Below are 16,011 nucleotides of genomic sequence, written 5' to 3' on the forward strand. Positions count from 1 at the left end.
TCTACTCTAAATTCAGCGGTGTTATTTTACACCAGCACAAAAAGAAGTATAGACATCTAAACATTTAAAAGCTTAGAATGCCGTAATTAGTTTCGTTACTCTATGGCTTCTTATGACTAACTACACCACTTTGGACAATGCTCAAGCACTTGAGTATGTAAAAACTCAAACGCAACTTTTTAGCGATGATGCAAATCTGACTTGCTACGAGTTTGGCGATGGCAATCTAAATTTGGTTTTTCGTGTAGCCGATCAACACCAAAACAGCGTGATTTTAAAGCAAGCACTGCCCTACGCGCGATGTGTTGGTCAGTCGTGGCCATTAACATTAGACAGAGCACGTATAGAAGCTAGTGTACTTAAAAAACATGGCGAGATATGCCCAGATACAACCGTTCAGGTTTTGCATCAAAATAACGACTTAGCCATTACCATTTTGGAAGATTTGGGTCATATGCAGATCCTCAGAAGCCAGCTATGTGAAGGAAAAACCTTCGATCACCTCGCATCAAACATTTCCCATTACCTTGCTCATACGAGTTTTTTTACCAGTGATTTCTATTTAGAGCCGCAGCAGAAGAAAGCGCTTGTATCAGAGTTTACTAACCCCGAGCTATGCGCCATCACCGAAGGTTTGTTTTTTGACGATCCATATCGCGTCTGTGAAAGGAATAACTTTGCACACGGTTTAAAAGAGCAAGTCAACAAACTGCATCAAAACCATGCGTTAAAACTGGCGGTAGCGCAGTTGAAAGGCCAATTCCTATGTTCTGCGCAAGCATTACTGCATGGTGATATTCATACCGGCAGTATTTTTGTCGACAACAAACACGTAAAAGTCATTGACCCTGAGTTTGGCTTTTTCGGACCAATTGGTTTTGACTTAGGCTCTTTTATTGGTAACTTATTACTTAACTATTGCGCGCAAAATGCGCGCGCCAAAGCGTTACCACAGCGCAGAGATATACATGCTTACCTACTTAAGTGCATACAAACATGCGTGAGTGAATTTGAGCAGACTTGGCTGGCTTTAGCTCAAACGCACACTCAAGATTTAGCCTTACAAACAACAGGTTATGCTGAGTTATTTGTAGAGCAAGTGCTACGAGAAGCATTTGGCTTTTGTGGAACTGAACTGATACGCCGCACCATAGGACTTGCCCATGTTGCTGATATTGATGGCATTGAAGATGAGCAAGCAAAGCTAAACGCGCAGTCTCAAGCGCTACAGCTGGGCGAGCAACTTATATTACAGGCACCACATTGCAAATCGAAAGAAGATTTATCGCAACTGTTGTTGAGTTTACTACTCTAATACCAATCCGCTTAACTAAGTGGTCTATTTTGAAGCAAGAAAACCTTGTCGATAACAAGGCATAAATTTCGTGATTTAGTTGTTCTAAATGAGAAATTTTTAACGCAGCTGTCGTCAGGTTTAATCCTTCAAAAGGATTAAGTGTTATTGCGGATTGGTATAAATAATCAAATCAATGAAAAAAGCAGCTTGTGCTGCTTTTTGCTCTAAATTAGGTTTTCAAGCAACCTCATACCTGGGCATGAAGTTGCTCACCAACTAGCTCGCCGCTAGAGTTTGTTGAATATATTGCTCTATCTGCGCTTCTAGCAAGAATAAAGGCACAGAGCCATGGCGCAACACCTGATGGTGAAACTCTCGTAAGTCGAATTTGCTACCGAGCGCTTGTTCAGCCTTGGCACGTAAGCGCTTAATGGTGAGCTCACCAATTTTGTATGATAACGCTTGTGCTGGCCAAGAAATATAACGATCCGTTTCAGTTTTAACATTATGCAGTGATAAAGCCGTATTGTTCTTCATGAAATCCATTGCTTGCGCTCGAGTCCAGCCAAACATATGCATACCTGTATCGACAACCAAGCGAACGGCTCGCCACATTTCGTAGGTTAAACGACCAAAATTGCTGTAAGGGTCTTGATAGAAACCCACTTCAAGTCCTAAGTACTCAGAGTAAAGTCCCCAACCCTCACCAAACGCTGAAATATAGCTGTTGCGTCGATAATCAGGTAAGTGCTCCATTTCTTCATTCAGCGCAATCTGTAAATGGTGTCCAGGCACCGCTTCATGTAGCGTTAGCGCCTCTAAAACATACAGTGGACGTTTGTCTAGTGCATACGTATTAACCCAATAATACCCGGCTTCTAAGTCATTACTTGCGCCCAAGTAACGCCCCGTGGTGTATTTTGGTGCTATGCTGGCAGGCACCGGTGCAACGCCATAAGGACGACGTGGCAAGGTATGAAATAGCTGTGGTAACTTCGCATCTATACGTTTAGAAATATACGCAGCTTCTTTAAGCAATTGCTCTGGCGTTTTGGCATAAAACTGCGGATCCGTTCTTAAGAAATCTACAAATTCAGCGAAAGAGCCTGTAAACCCAACTTGCTCAATTACCGACTCCATTTCTTTTCTGATTCGCGCCACTTCTTTTAAACCCAACTCATGGATCTCTTTAGGAGACATATCTGTTGTCGTGTAATACTGGGCTCTGTTTTTATAAAAATCTTGGCCATTGGGTGTATCACGCAAAGCGATTGTTTGACGCGCGTTGGGACGATATTGCTCAGTAAAAAATTTAAGATAGGCACGGTAAGCAGGCATCACCTTAGTGCGCAATACTGACTGAGCTCGGTCTTGTAACTTGGCAAACGCATCGTCTGATAATTTTGCGGTATTTGATTTAAACGGCGAATAGAAAACCGACTGTGTGACATCTTCGTGAATAAAGCCAGCAATAGACTGCTCATATCCCTCTAACACCACTTGCGGTTGAGTATGCCCTGTTTGCATCCCCATCCGCATCCAATGCATATTTTGCTCAAAAAAACGCGGCACTTCTGCTAAACGTTTTAGATAAACGTCAAACCCGTCGGCTTTGGTAAAGTCACTATTGCTGATGACATAAGTGAGCTCGGAGTGGAACCCACCCTCTGAAGTCAGTGGCACATAATGTTTATTAAAGCGGTATTCATCCACCTTATTTTGAACTTGCGCACGCAATATCGTGTGATTAATCTGGTTTTCTTTAGACAGCTTTAAAAACTCAACCGCATCTAACTGTTTAAGTAGACTCAACTGTGCTTGGTATTGCTGCGCTAAATAATCAGCACTTAAATTAGGTAAATAATATTTCTTACCTGATGAGTCTACTTTGTAGGGATCTGATTTTTTTAGTAGCTGCTGAGCTTGTTGCTCCACTTGATGAAACATATCGTTACTCGTCGAGCTTGGCGTTATCTGACAGCCCGCCAACGACAGACTCGCAATCAATACACCAACCGTTAACGCAAAATTTCTAATCACATTTTTACCCTAAGATTCTGGACTTTTTTTGACTGTAACTGAGCAAACACAACGACTGCAACTAAAAGCGTTCAATCCCACAAATTGCAATATGTTTAATTTGCAGGCAAACTACGAAAAATTGCTGATAAAAAAAGCGAACAGTCGCATATTTTTAACTTTTCTATTTCAAATGTGGCTGTTTTGATTTTAAATACAGATTGCACTCAGTGCTCAAGTAGATATGATGTTAGTGACACTCAACCTATCATTTCAGGGAAAGTCACTGACTCGATGTAATGTTTTATTATTGCGGTAAATAGAATGATATTCCATGACTCCATGGCCAATGCACAAGAAAAAATGACACAGGTTTGCCTCTTTCTAGAGCAATATCATTTGCCGCCGACCCCAATGAACTATCATGTGGCGTATACCTATATTAGTAAGTGTGAAGCAGCTCTAAATAAAGCAATTGATAGCGCCATTCGAGAAAAGCACACGATAGACAGTATCTTTGTTGAACACCTGTATTTTGAACACCTGAACAAAGGACATAAAACAGAAACCGAGTTACTAAATAATGTAGACGGTGCTTTAACAAACTTATCCAAAGTCACTAACGAGTCTCAAAAACAATTTGCCAACTTTGCACACAAAGTCGCATCTTGTGTACAAGATCTAGATGAAAACAACATAGCCAAAAGCAAAAAAGCTGTTGTACAACTGAGCCACTCGACTGACGCCCTGCTAAAACAGCATCAACTCTTCAAAGCACAAATAAAAAAAGTACGCCTAATGTATATGAAGTCACAGCAGCAATTACAACATCTTCGTAAACAACATATGATTGACCCGCAGACGGGTCTTTATAAACGTCACTTTTTGAATCAACAAACACAAGTTTGGTTGGCAAAAGACCGGTCTATTTGCGCAATATCAATACAAATAAACAACTTGTCTGACTTCACCAATGAGTATGGCGATATCGTTGGTGAAGTGATCCTCAACCGAGTAGCAAAAAAAGTACGTAAGTACGTGCTCGAAAGTGGTTTGCCAGGGCGGACCAAAGAGCAAGAATTTACCGTTTTATTAGCAGATATTGAAACCAGCACAGCCAATGTGATCGCTGAAAAAATACGTAACAGTGTAGAAAAGCTTAAATTTGTCAGCTCCAGAGGCAATGTTGAATTACCTCGTATTCAGCTCTCTTTAGGGATCACGAAACGACAGCAAGAACAAAGCTTTGATGAGCTTGCATACAAAGCACATTTAGCAGCACAAAAGGCGCATTTATCAGGGCAAAGCTGTTTCACCAGCGCGTAACACCCAAAGCGTATCAAATTTAACAAATTCTGCTGTGATAAATTGCACCTCAGTCACGCAATCAAGTACACTAAAGCCCAATTTAGCGTAATGGCCAAAGCAGAGAAGCATCATGAAAGAGTCGCAACACCAAACCACTGATTTCGGTTATAAAACAGTCGCACGAGAAGAAAAAGCATCAATGGTTGCAGATGTATTCCATTCGGTCGCCGCCAAATACGACATCATGAATGACTTAATGTCATTTGGCATTCATCGTTTATGGAAGCGCCAAGCTATTGCTTGCTCCGGGGTACGCAAAGGTCATCGTGTACTGGATTTAGCCGGTGGTACAGGAGATTTAACGGCAAAATTCAGTCAGCTAGTCGGTGATACCGGTCAAGTTATTCTGGGTGATATTAATGACTCTATGTTAAAAGTAGGCCGTGATAAATTGCGCGATCTAGGGCTTGTCAGCAATATAGAGTACGTACAAATGAATGCTGAAGCGCTACCATTTCCAGATAACAGCATTGATGTGATCACCATTGCTTTTGGTTTACGTAATGTCACAGACAAAGATGCAGCGCTGCGCTCAATGTATCGTATTCTCAAGCCTGGTGGTCGTTTGCTGATCTTAGAATTTTCAAAAACTGACAGTGAAGCATTATCAAAGATTTATGACTTTTACTCATTTAACCTGCTACCAACCATGGGCAAACTCGTGGCTAATGACAGTGAGTCATATCGCTACTTGGCTGAATCTATCCGCATGCATCCAGATCAAGAAACATTAAAAAGCATGATGGAAGACGCCGGCTTTGAACAAACTAGCTACCAAAACATGACTGGTGGTATTGTCGCACTGCATCGCGGTTTTAAATACTAGAGGCTGACATGATTAACACTTTGCTGGTCGCTGCGGTTGAACGTGTGCTCAACGCAGCCCTAAAGTTAGATCCTAGTTTTGCAACATCGCTCGAAAAAACGCGGCATCAAGTGTTGCTGATTGAAATTAGAGATTGGCAACAGACTTTTGCTCTGACTTTTACAGGTCAAAGCTTTATGCTATTCAACAACTATCAAGAACACGCTGATTGCCATATAAGCGCAAGCATTGAGACTTTAACCCAGCTAAAAGACCCCAGTGTATTAACGCAACTCATTCGCCAAGAAAAGTTAGACTTACAAGGTAATTTAAACCTCGCTCAAGCCTACAGCCAGAGTTTCTCTAGCTTAGATATTGATTGGCCAGAACAATTATCCCCATATCTAGGTGATGCAGCCGCTCAGCAGCTAGCGCAGCATATACAGCTTGCTTGTGCTCGCACACAACACTTCGGCAAAGTGCTCAAAAGTACGACCTCTCAGTTACTGCAAGACGAACTCAAAGTGGCAGTCCATCCGCTTGAGGTCGCACAATTTAAAGCACATACTCGAGAGCTTAAACAACAAACCGCACAATTAGAGCAACGTATTAATCAACTACTCGCGCGTTAAAATTAAGGAAACTAGTTTGGCAATTACTCGCTTATACCAGATAACACACACCTTACTCAGTTTTGGGCTTGATGAGTTTATTCCTGCAAAAAAGCGACCTTGGTTTGCTCGCGTAGCTAGAAATAGTTTGTTTTGGATACGCAATAAACACGCCGACAAATCCATAGGTGTAAGACTGCGGTTAGCGCTGCAAACTTTAGGCCCGGTATGGGTTAAGTTTGGGCAAATGCTCTCTACCCGTCGCGATTTATTGCCGCCAGAGGTCGCTGAAGAGCTGGCTTTATTGCAAGATAAAGTAGCCCCTTTTGATGGTGCGCAGGCGCAACAATTGATAGAAAGCGCATTACAAATCAACGATATTAGCGAGCTATTTAGTGAGTTTGAGCAGGTTCCATTAGCTTCAGCCTCGATTGCGCAAGTTCATACCGCCACGTTGGTACATAAAGAACATGAGCGAGAAGTTGTCATTAAAGTGATCCGCCCAGGCATAGAGCAGCAGATCACCGCCGATTTAGCGTTAATGGCGCAGTTTGCCAAACTATTGGTGAAGCTTTTTAAGTCAAGCCGTCGCTTGCGTCCTGTTGAAGTTGTCAAAGAGTATAAAAAAACCTTACTTGATGAGCTGGATCTGATGCGAGAAGCAGCCAATGCGATTCAGCTTAAGCGAAACTTCACTGACTCTGAATCTCTTTATATCCCAGAGGTCTATAGCGATTACTCTCGTACCAATGTACTCGTTATGGAACGCATTTATGGGATACCCGTGTCTGATACTGACGCGTTGCTTGCGCAAGGCACCAACATGAAACTCTTGGCTGAGCGAGGGGTGGAAGTATTCTTCACGCAGGTATTCAGAGACAGTTTTTTTCATGCTGATATGCACCCTGGCAATATTTTTGTGTCGCGCAACACACCGCATAACCCTCAATACATCGGCATAGATTGCGGTATTGTAGGTACGTTAAATAAAGAAGATAAGCGTTATCTCGCTGAAAACTTTATCGCATTTTTTAATCGAGATTATCGCCAAGTAGCCCAGCTACACGTTGACTCTGGCTGGGTCCCTGCAGATACCTGTGTTGAAGAATTTGAATTTGCTATACGCACAGTCTGTGAACCTATCTTTAACAAGCCACTTGCTGAAATATCCTTTGGTCATGTTTTAGTTAATTTGTTCAATACGGCGCGACGCTTTAATATGGAAGTACAGCCTCAACTGGTATTACTGCAAAAAACCTTACTTTACGTTGAGGGTCTTGGCCGTCAACTTTATCCTCAGCTTGATTTATGGCAAACCGCTAAGCCCTTTTTAGAACAATGGGTTAAAGAGCAGGTCGGCCCTTGGTCAGTGTTAAAACAACTGTACGCTAACTTGCCGTTTTGGGCAGAAAAAATGCCTGAAATGCCAGATCTTATTTACCATAATCTCAAGCGAAGTAACCGCCAACTGACCCATACCAAAGAACAAAACGATGTAAAACCCATACTATTGGGCATGCTGGCTTGTACTTCGTTGATATGTGCGAGCTTGAGCTATTTGGCAAATGAGTGGTTGCTAAGCGGTTTAACATTATCTGCAAGCGCTATCCTATTTATCAGTGCGTGGCGCAAAATAGGGTGATATTTTACACACTGGGCGTATAATCACGACAAGTTGAGTATTTATAAACGGAGTCATCATGGGTTTAGGTGGGATCAGTATTTGGCAGTTATTAATCATCCTTGCCATCATTGTTTTATTGTTTGGAACAAAAAAACTACGTGGCATCGGCAGTGATCTAGGTGGAGCTGTAAAAGGCTTCAAAAAAGCAATGTCGGATGAAGACAAAGCATCTTCGGCTCAATTAACCGAGCAAAAACAACAAGAACAACAGACAAATACGACCGAGCAAGAGAAAAAAGACAAAGATAAGGTGTAAACTCATGGGTATGTGGGAGTTGGTCGTAGTACTTATTGTGGGCCTGATTGTATTAGGCCCTGAACGTTTGCCGGTTGCCATTCGAACCGTGAGCCGTTGGATAAATACTATCAAATCGGTTGCCAACTCTGTAAAAGCAGAAGTAAACGAAGAGCTGCGCGTTCATGAGCTACATACCAATTTAAAAAAAGCGGAACAGCAAAACATGCAGGACTTACCTGAGGACATAAAACACTCAGTAAGCGAGCTGCAAAAAGCCGCTGATTCAGTAAAACACAGTTACAAAAGCGCGTCAGACGCCAAAAAAGACTGAATAAGCAAGTAATTTAGAAGTTAAAGAGCAACCTATGTCACAAGCACAGCACAGCGGTTTTATTGGCCATTTAATTGAGCTTAGAAATCGGGTTATGAAGGCGCTACTGAGTGTTTTGCTGATCTTTATCGCACTGGTCTATTTCGCCAACGATATCTATGGCTATGTTGCAGCGCCCTTAATCGCAACATTGCCGGCGCAAAGTACGATGATAGCTACAGATGTAACAGCTCCCTTTTTTGCGCCTTTTAAACTCACGCTGTTTGTTGCACTATTTGGTGCCATCCCAATTATACTTCATCAAATCTGGAGCTTTATTGCCCCAGGCCTTTACCAACATGAAAAACGTATGCTGATCCCCGTACTGCTCTCAAGTATCGTGCTGTTTTATTGCGGCATCGCGTTTTGTTATTTTGTTGTGCTCCCTATAGTTCTGAGCTTTTTTACCAGTGTTGGGCCACAAATGATGACCATATCTCCAGATATTAGTAGCTATTTGAGCTTTGCCTTAAAGCTATTTTTTGCATTTGGAGTGGCATTTGAAATCCCTGTCGCTATTATGTTGTTGTGCTGGAGCGGCGCAACATCGGTAAAAAGCCTCAAAGAAAAACGGCCTTATATGGTCGTGGGTGCATTCGTCGTAGCCATGTTTTTAACACCACCCGATGTACTCTCACAGACCCTTTTAGCAATACCTATGCTATTACTCTTTGAGCTAGGCTTATTACTAGCGAAATGTTATACAAAAGAATCAGAAAAACAGGAATCCGAACAATGAAAAAAATAGCACTTTTAAGTGTGGTATTAGCAAGTGCTACTGCGTTTGCACAACCTGTAGATCAACAAGCTCTGGCAGCTTGTACACTCATTAAAAAAGATTTTAAGCGTTTAGTGTGCTTTGACAAAGTAATGGCCAATCAGCCAATCAATATCGAGCAAACGATTACCCAAAATGCACCACCTGAACTGTCGGACGAAGAGCGTTTTGGCATGTCTAAAAAATTATTAAAAGAGAAAACTGACTACTCAGAAGCACAGCAGATCAATGCCTCTGTCATTGAAGTTAAAAAATCTCCGTTAGGCACCCGTTTATTTAAACTTGATAATGGGCAGTCATGGAAACAGCTCGACAGCGGTGCATTCTACGCCAAAAAAGGGGATGATATCCAGATAGAGCGTGGCACTTTAGGGTCATTCATAATGACTAAAGCAGGCTCAAACCGCAGTATCAGAGTCAAGCGAGTGGACTGATGACCGCGCATTATATTGATGCTGGTATAAACTTAACGAGTTCACAATTCGACAAGGATCGTGACGACGTTGTAGTACGAGCAAAACAAGCCAGCATCGATAATATGTTACTTATCGGCAGTAATGTTGAAGACTCCAAACACAGCCTGCAACTGGCGCTACAATATGACTTTGTAAGCACCGCAGGCATTCACCCACACGATGCAAAAGATGCGCCTAGCAACTACCTTGCGCAATTAACTCAATTATTAGGCCAGCCCAAAGTCGTCGCGGTGGGTGAGTGTGGTCTGGATTTCAACCGAGACTTTTCACCTCGCCCGCAACAGATAGAAATCTTCACACAACAGCTTAGCCTGGCACAGCAATTGGCTATGCCTGTTTATTTACATGAAAGAGATGCGTTTAATACGATGCAAACCGCGCTGACACAGGTTAATGTCCAAGGCGTCTTGCATTGCTTTACAGGTAACAAAGCCGCGTTAGAATTTTACTTAGACTATGGCCTCATGATTGGAGTGACAGGCTGGGTTTGTGACGAGCGTAGAGGTGCACAGCTTCAACAACTCATCCCACTTATCCCTGATGATAAACTACTTATCGAAACAGATGCTCCCTATTTATTGCCACGTACTTTAAAGCCAAAACCAAAATCACGCCGCAATGAGCCTGCATTTGTTAATGAGGTGGCGCGCCAAGTAGCCCTTTTAAGAGGACAAAGTATTGAGCATGTAGCGCAAATTAGTCGTGATAACTTTAAGCAACTCTTCAAAGTTGAGGGTGAAATACAGTGATCCGCCTACTCTGTGTTTTACTCTGCATGTTCGTCACTTTTTCTACTCATGCATTTGAAATTAAAGAAACATTTAGCAAGCGTGAAACGTTGCCTTTTTCGTATGTGCAAAACAACAGTGAAACGCTTGAGCAACTAACAAGTACTGAGCTTGATTGGCAACACGTTGACAGTGGATTTTTACACCTTAAACCAGACTTGAAAAATATTTGGCTCAAAGTTGTTTTAAACAACCAAACCAACCAAGATCTGCCACTGCTACTGAGTGTGAACAACAACCAATTGGATAACATCACCGCGTTTATTCCCGAGCAAAATCGCTCTATTTTGGTCGCACCTAACAGTGAATACCAACTAGGTGCTCAACAACCTATTTCACATCAAGTCCAGTTAGTGCCAATCAAACTGTCTGCCCATGAGGGCAGCACAATTTTCATTAAATTAAAAAATAGCGGCCAAACTTATTTACCGCTAAGTTTATGGCATCCCATTGAATACCTAAAATACACCAGTAAATTTAACTTACTCTATGGGGTGTTGGCTGGGTTCATTGTAGCTATGGTTCTGACTAATATCTCACTGTACTCCTTTACCCATAAGCACTATTTCTTATTTGCCGGTTTGACCATCGCAACCATTTGGCTGCTCAATGCACACCTCTACGGGTTTAGTCATCGTTATATTTATAGTAACTGGCTGTGGCTACAACAATATGGGCAAGCGCTTTTCTTGTTTATTTCGACTTGGCTGTTTATCCCTATCTTGAAAAGCACACTTGTCCCTAAAAGTGCATTGCGTACACAATACATCTTAAGCGTGATGTTAAAAGTAGGCCTTATATGTGCAGCCGCGCTCCCTATGGCACCATACAGAATAGCTTTATTCGTTGCGTTTACCTTAAGCTTTGCGACCACCGTCATCTATCTAGCTTTAGCCGTAAACGCTTACAGGCACTCAGCCCCATTTTATAAAGCCTATGTGCTAATGTTTAGTACCTTATTACTTGTACTTGTCTATCAAAGTACTTTTGAGCTGGGGCTACTTTCAAGCCCGGTTCTGGATAGACCTTTAAGCTACCTGTGCTACTTATTAATTAGTATGACCTTAAGCTACGCGTTGGTGCGTCAATTTATTCAAGAACGCGACAACAAAATTAAACATCAACAAGCTCGTCTTGCACAAACACGGGCTGAAGATGCCTTACTAAAAGAGCGTTTGCTCATACAAGAGCAAGCACAAGAAAAACTGGAAACCAGTATTGATGAGCGCACCTTTAAACTTGAAGTAACGCTTCGGGAGTTACAAGAGAAGAACCGCGAGTTAGAAAAACTCAATATGGAAGATGCACTTACAAAAGTAAAAAATCGACGCTACTTCGATAAACGCATCCTGATGGAAGTGAGACGCTCAAGAAGAGAGCAAACCACCCTAAGTGTGGTCATGTTAGACATCGATCATTTCAAAAAAATAAACGATAACTATGGTCATGTTGTCGGCGACCAAGCTATTTGCGCCATTGCCAAAATAATAGAGCAACATCTTAAACGACCATTAGACGAAGTATTTAGATATGGTGGTGAAGAATTTGTATTGCTACTACCCAACACTCAACAAGATGGGGCATTAGAACTTGCCGAGCAAATTCGTCATAGTATATCTACCACAAACTTCGACTTTGCTGTGGTGCAATTGCAAATGACACTCAGTGCGGGTGTATATAGCGCCATAGCCAATGACAGTAAAAACCCCACCTTATTTACCGACTTAGCAGACAAGGCCTTGTATCAAGCTAAACAACAAGGTCGAAATCAAGTTTTAGCGTACGAATAATTTTAGGAGACTATAGTGGCTCAATCAGGATTAGATTTATTTCCATATACACGCATGCGTCGTATGCGCCGAGATGATTTTTCAAGACGTTTAATGAGTGAAAGCCAGCTATCGGTTAGCGACCTTATTTTTCCTGTATTCGTCTTAGAAGGCAAAAATCGCAGAGAAGCCATTGAGTCTATGCCCGGAATTGAGCGTCTATCGATAGATCTACTCGTTAAAGAAGCGTTTGAGCTTGCTGAATTAGGCGTCCCCGCAATCGCAATTTTTCCTGTCACGCCAGCTGATAAAAAATCGCTCAATGCAGAAGAGGCCTACAATCCAGAAGGCCTAGCTCAGCGTACAGTAAAAGCATTAAAAGCGGCGGTGCCTCAGCTTGGAGTGATCACGGATGTGGCACTCGACCCATTTACTGTTCATGGGCAAGATGGCATTATCGATGACAGTGGCTACGTGATTAACGACGTAACGACCGAAATTTTAATCAAGCAAGCATTATCACATGCACAGGCAGGTGCTGACGTGGTTGCACCTTCTGATATGATGGATGGCCGCATTGGTGCAATACGTGAGGCTCTCGAAGCCGAAGGACATATTCACACTCGCATCATGGCATATTCAGCAAAGTATGCATCTAGCTACTATGGACCTTTTCGCGACGCTGTTGGTTCAGCTGGTAATTTAAAAGGCGCAGACAAAAAAACCTATCAAATGGACCCAGCCAATTCAGACGAAGCATTACGTGAAGTGGCTTTGGATTTACAAGAAGGGGCTGACATGGTGATGGTTAAACCGGGTATGCCATACCTAGACATCGTTCGTCGTGTAAAAGATGAATTTCAAGTGCCTACTTTTGCGTATCAAGTCAGCGGAGAATATGCGATGCACCGCGCAGCGATTGACAATGGCTGGCTGGCAGAAAAGCCGTGTATAATGGAGTCGCTGTTAGCGTTTAAGCGCGCAGGTGCAGATGGCATTTTAACCTATTTTGCCAAACAAGTGGCTATCTGGCTGAACGAAAAATAACAAACTTTAAAGCTTATTGACCCTAGCTTTTATACAAAAAATGCGCCAGAAGGCGCATTTGTTATTTGCTTGCTAAAAGTTGCTCAGCTCTGGCAAAGCCCGCCTCGCTTACAGTCCAACTGTAAAAAAATGTCATCTCACCACTTTGCAGTTCAACTTGCAAAACAGTCAACAACAAAAATCGTTTGCGTTGAATATGCTTAATATCTTCCGTTAAAATATAACGGGTCCCACACCCAAAAGAATAACTAATACCCGCCCTATCAATGTGCACAAAACGCTTATTGAGCAATGCAAGTCCCAATGGTATGAGGCTTGCCACCAACAGCGCATAACACAACACAGATAAAATGAATGCGTTTAGCTCTAAAGCAGACACAGAAAAAAACAGGCTCGCACAAGCGAAAAGAAATATCCCAAATAATAGCCAATTTACCGATAAATCAACCGTTCTCACTGCTAAGTCTCCAAACGTTTTATCACTCTTATAGAAGTGAAGTTTATTTCTATAGGCGCAATAATAAACAGTAATTGTACCCAAATCAAGTTCAAACGATATAAATCAAATACTTTTTTATTAGACATAAAAAAACCGCTTGACTACCAAGCGGTTTTTTAAAAAAGCTTAAAAGCTAACTAAAATTACTTAGCCGCTTTTTTCTCTTTTTCTGCAGCAATTACTGTGTCAGCAACGTTTTGCGGACAAGGTGCGTAGTGTGAGAACTCCATAGAGAACTGACCACGACCTGAAGTAATTGTACGTAAGTGACCGATGTAACCGAACATTTCAGAAAGAGGTACGTCACCCTTGATGCGAACGCCTGTTAGGCCAGCTTCTTGGTCTTTGATCATACCACGACGACGGTTAAGGTCACCGATCACGTCACCTACGTTGTCTTCTGGCGTGAACACGTCAACTTTCATGATTGGCTCAAGAAGTTGTGCACCCGCTTTAGGGATAGACTGACGGAATGCGCCTTTTGCTGCGATTTCGAACGCGATTGCTGATGAGTCAACTGCGTGGAAACCACCGTCGAATAGTTCAACTTCAACGTCTAATACTGGGAAGCCAGCTAGAACACCTTCTTCCATCATTGACTTGAAGCCTTTCTCAACTGCAGGCCAGAATTCTTTAGGAACGTTACCACCAACAACGGTAGACTTGAACGTAAAGCCTGAACCAACTTCGCCTGGCTTGATACGGTAATCAATCTTACCGAACTGACCAGAACCACCTGATTGCTTCTTATGCGTGTAGCTATCTTCAACTTCTTGCGTGATAGTTTCACGGTAAGCAACCTGAGGCTGACCAACGATTAGGTCTACACCGTAAGTACGCTTAAGGATATCTACCTTAATGTCTAGGTGTAATTCACCCATACCTTTAAGGATAGTTTCACCTGAATCTTCGTCAGTCTCAACTTGGAATGACGGATCTTCTGCAACCATCTTACCGATAGCGATACCCATCTTCTCGTTACCGCCTTTATCTTTAGGCTGTACCGCGATTGAGATTACCGGCTCAGGGAAGATCATCGCTTCAAGTGTACACTCGTGCTTTGGATCACACAGTGTGTGACCTGTTTGAACGTTCTTCATACCAACAACCGCGATGATGTCACCCGCTTGTGCTTCAGTCAGTTCGTTACGCTCGTCTGCTTGCATCTCAACCATACGGCCGATACGTTCTGTTTTACCAGTTGCAGAGTTAAGGATGGTATCACCTTTTTTCATGCGACCAGAGTAAATACGGATAAAGGTCAAGGCACCGAAACGGTCATCCATGATCTTAAACGCTAGCGCTTTAAGCGGCTGATCAGCGTCAACAGTTGCAACTTCACCAGTAGGCTCACCAGTTTCTTTGTCTGTAAGCGGCTGAGGATCAACTTCTGTAGGTGCAGGTAGGTAATCAACAACAGCGTCAAGTACTAGTTGAACACCTTTGTTTTTGAACGCAGAACCACAGTAAGTTGGGAAGAACGCAAGGTCACGTGTACCTTTACGGATACAACGCTTGATGTCTTCATTAGAAGGGATTTCACCTTCCATGTACGCTTCCATTAAGTCGTCATCTTGCTCTACCGCAGACTCGATAAGTAGCTCATGGTACTCTTCAACTTTGTCTACCATGTCTGCAGGAACGTCTTGCACTTCATAGTTTTCAGGAAGACCTGAGTCATCCCATACGTATGCTTTCTTTTCAAGTACGTCGACAACACCACAGAACTCGTCTTCGATGCCGATTGGTAATGTCATAACAAGTGGATTAGCTGCAAGTACGTTTTTAACTTGACCTACAACGCGGTAGAAGTCAGCACCCATACGGTCTAGCTTGTTTACGAAGATAACACGTGCAACTTCTGATTCGTTCGCATAACGCCAGTTAGTTTCTGATTGTGGCTCTACACCACCTGAACCACAGAATACACCGATACCACCATCAAGTACTTTTAATGAACGATATACTTCAACTGTGAAGTCAACGTGTCCCGGAGTATCGATAACGTTTAAGCGGTGACCTTTCCACTCACACGTTACAGCAGCTGACTGGATTGTGATACCACGCTCAGCTTCTTGTTCCATGAAGTCAGTAGTAGACTCACCGTCGTGTACCTCACCGGTTTTGTGAATCTTACCTGTAAGCTTTAGGATACGCTCAGTGGTGGTAGTTTTACCCGCATCAACGTGCGCGAAAATACCAATGTTTCTGTACTTCGATAAATCTGCCATTGTTTTGCTCTATTTAAAGTAGAAAAATTAT

15 protein-coding genes are annotated in these 16,011 nt (G+C 42.5%); 12 read left to right on the plus strand and 3 right to left on the minus strand.

The window, feature by feature from the left end:
- Positions 1-112: 112 nt before the first annotated feature.
- Positions 113-1,315, plus strand: coding sequence for an S-methyl-5-thioribose kinase (gene mtnK / locus GDK41_RS16190; protein ID WP_152087368.1), 1,203 nt, complete (start codon positions 113-115; stop codon positions 1,313-1,315).
- 258 nt (positions 1,316-1,573) lie between these two features.
- Here the strand turns inward: mtnK and GDK41_RS16195 are convergent, their stop codons facing one another.
- A complete protein-coding gene (locus GDK41_RS16195; RefSeq protein WP_152087613.1) occupies positions 1,574-3,244 on the minus strand; it encodes a DUF885 domain-containing protein in 1,671 nt (556 codons plus the stop codon).
- Between the two features lie 396 nt (positions 3,245-3,640).
- On the opposite strand from GDK41_RS16195, the gene GDK41_RS16200 reads away from it, so the two are divergent.
- The 11 genes from GDK41_RS16200 (at position 3,641) to hemB (ending at position 13,250) form a co-directional block, all read left to right on the plus strand.
- Complete coding sequence (locus GDK41_RS16200) at positions 3,641-4,642, plus strand: GGDEF domain-containing protein (protein WP_152087369.1); 1,002 nt, start codon at positions 3,641-3,643, stop codon at positions 4,640-4,642.
- 112 nt (positions 4,643-4,754) lie between these two features.
- Entirely contained in the window at positions 4,755-5,510 is a 756-nt protein-coding gene (ubiE, locus tag GDK41_RS16205; protein ID WP_152087370.1) for a bifunctional demethylmenaquinone methyltransferase/2-methoxy-6-polyprenyl-1,4-benzoquinol methylase UbiE, read from the plus strand.
- A gap of 8 nt (positions 5,511-5,518) precedes the next feature.
- Positions 5,519-6,121 carry a ubiquinone biosynthesis accessory factor UbiJ gene (locus GDK41_RS16210; protein WP_152087371.1) on the plus strand — a complete coding sequence of 201 codons (603 nt, stop codon included), beginning with the start codon at positions 5,519-5,521 and terminating at the stop codon, positions 6,119-6,121.
- Between the two features lie 16 nt (positions 6,122-6,137).
- Positions 6,138-7,742, plus strand: coding sequence for a ubiquinone biosynthesis regulatory protein kinase UbiB (ubiB, locus tag GDK41_RS16215; RefSeq protein WP_152087372.1), 1,605 nt, complete (start codon positions 6,138-6,140; stop codon positions 7,740-7,742).
- 58 nt (positions 7,743-7,800) lie between these two features.
- Positions 7,801-8,040, plus strand: coding sequence for a Sec-independent protein translocase subunit TatA (gene tatA, locus GDK41_RS16220; RefSeq protein ID WP_152087373.1), 240 nt, complete (start codon positions 7,801-7,803; stop codon positions 8,038-8,040).
- A gap of 4 nt (positions 8,041-8,044) precedes the next feature.
- Positions 8,045-8,353, plus strand: a complete 309-nt coding sequence (tatB, locus tag GDK41_RS16225) for a Sec-independent protein translocase protein TatB (protein WP_152087374.1) — start codon at positions 8,045-8,047, stop codon at positions 8,351-8,353.
- Between the two features lie 34 nt (positions 8,354-8,387).
- Positions 8,388-9,131 (plus strand): twin-arginine translocase subunit TatC, encoded by a 744-nt coding sequence (tatC, locus tag GDK41_RS16230; protein WP_152087375.1) that lies wholly within the window; start codon positions 8,388-8,390, stop codon positions 9,129-9,131.
- The gene (locus GDK41_RS16235; RefSeq protein WP_152087376.1) at positions 9,128-9,604 is read left to right on the plus strand and encodes a hypothetical protein; all 477 of its coding nucleotides are present in this window, start codon (positions 9,128-9,130) and stop codon (positions 9,602-9,604) included. The genes tatC and GDK41_RS16235 overlap by 4 nt, the downstream gene beginning before the upstream one ends.
- A complete protein-coding gene (locus GDK41_RS16240) occupies positions 9,604-10,395 on the plus strand; it encodes a TatD family hydrolase (RefSeq protein WP_152087377.1) in 792 nt (263 codons plus the stop codon). Before GDK41_RS16235 ends, GDK41_RS16240 begins: the two co-directional genes overlap by 1 nt.
- A complete protein-coding gene (locus GDK41_RS16245) occupies positions 10,392-12,224 on the plus strand; it encodes a sensor domain-containing diguanylate cyclase (RefSeq protein WP_232056485.1) in 1,833 nt (610 codons plus the stop codon). The genes GDK41_RS16240 and GDK41_RS16245 overlap by 4 nt, the downstream gene beginning before the upstream one ends.
- Positions 12,225-12,239: 15 nt before the next feature.
- Positions 12,240-13,250, plus strand: coding sequence for a porphobilinogen synthase (hemB, locus tag GDK41_RS16250; protein WP_152087378.1), 1,011 nt, complete (start codon positions 12,240-12,242; stop codon positions 13,248-13,250).
- A gap of 61 nt (positions 13,251-13,311) precedes the next feature.
- Here hemB and GDK41_RS16255 read toward each other — a convergent pair whose 3' ends face one another.
- Together GDK41_RS16255 and fusA are read right to left on the minus strand one after the other, a co-directional pair.
- Positions 13,312-13,707, minus strand: a complete 396-nt coding sequence (locus GDK41_RS16255) for a hypothetical protein (protein WP_152087379.1) — start codon at positions 13,705-13,707, stop codon at positions 13,312-13,314.
- A 185-nt stretch (positions 13,708-13,892) separates the two neighbouring features.
- Positions 13,893-15,980, minus strand: coding sequence for an elongation factor G (gene fusA / locus GDK41_RS16260; protein WP_152087380.1), 2,088 nt, complete (start codon positions 15,978-15,980; stop codon positions 13,893-13,895).
- Between the last annotated feature and the right edge of the window lie 31 nt (positions 15,981-16,011).

Origin of the sequence: Pseudoalteromonas sp. A25, assembly GCF_009176705.1 — a bacterium.
GTDB lineage: Bacteria > Pseudomonadota > Gammaproteobacteria > Enterobacterales > Alteromonadaceae > Pseudoalteromonas.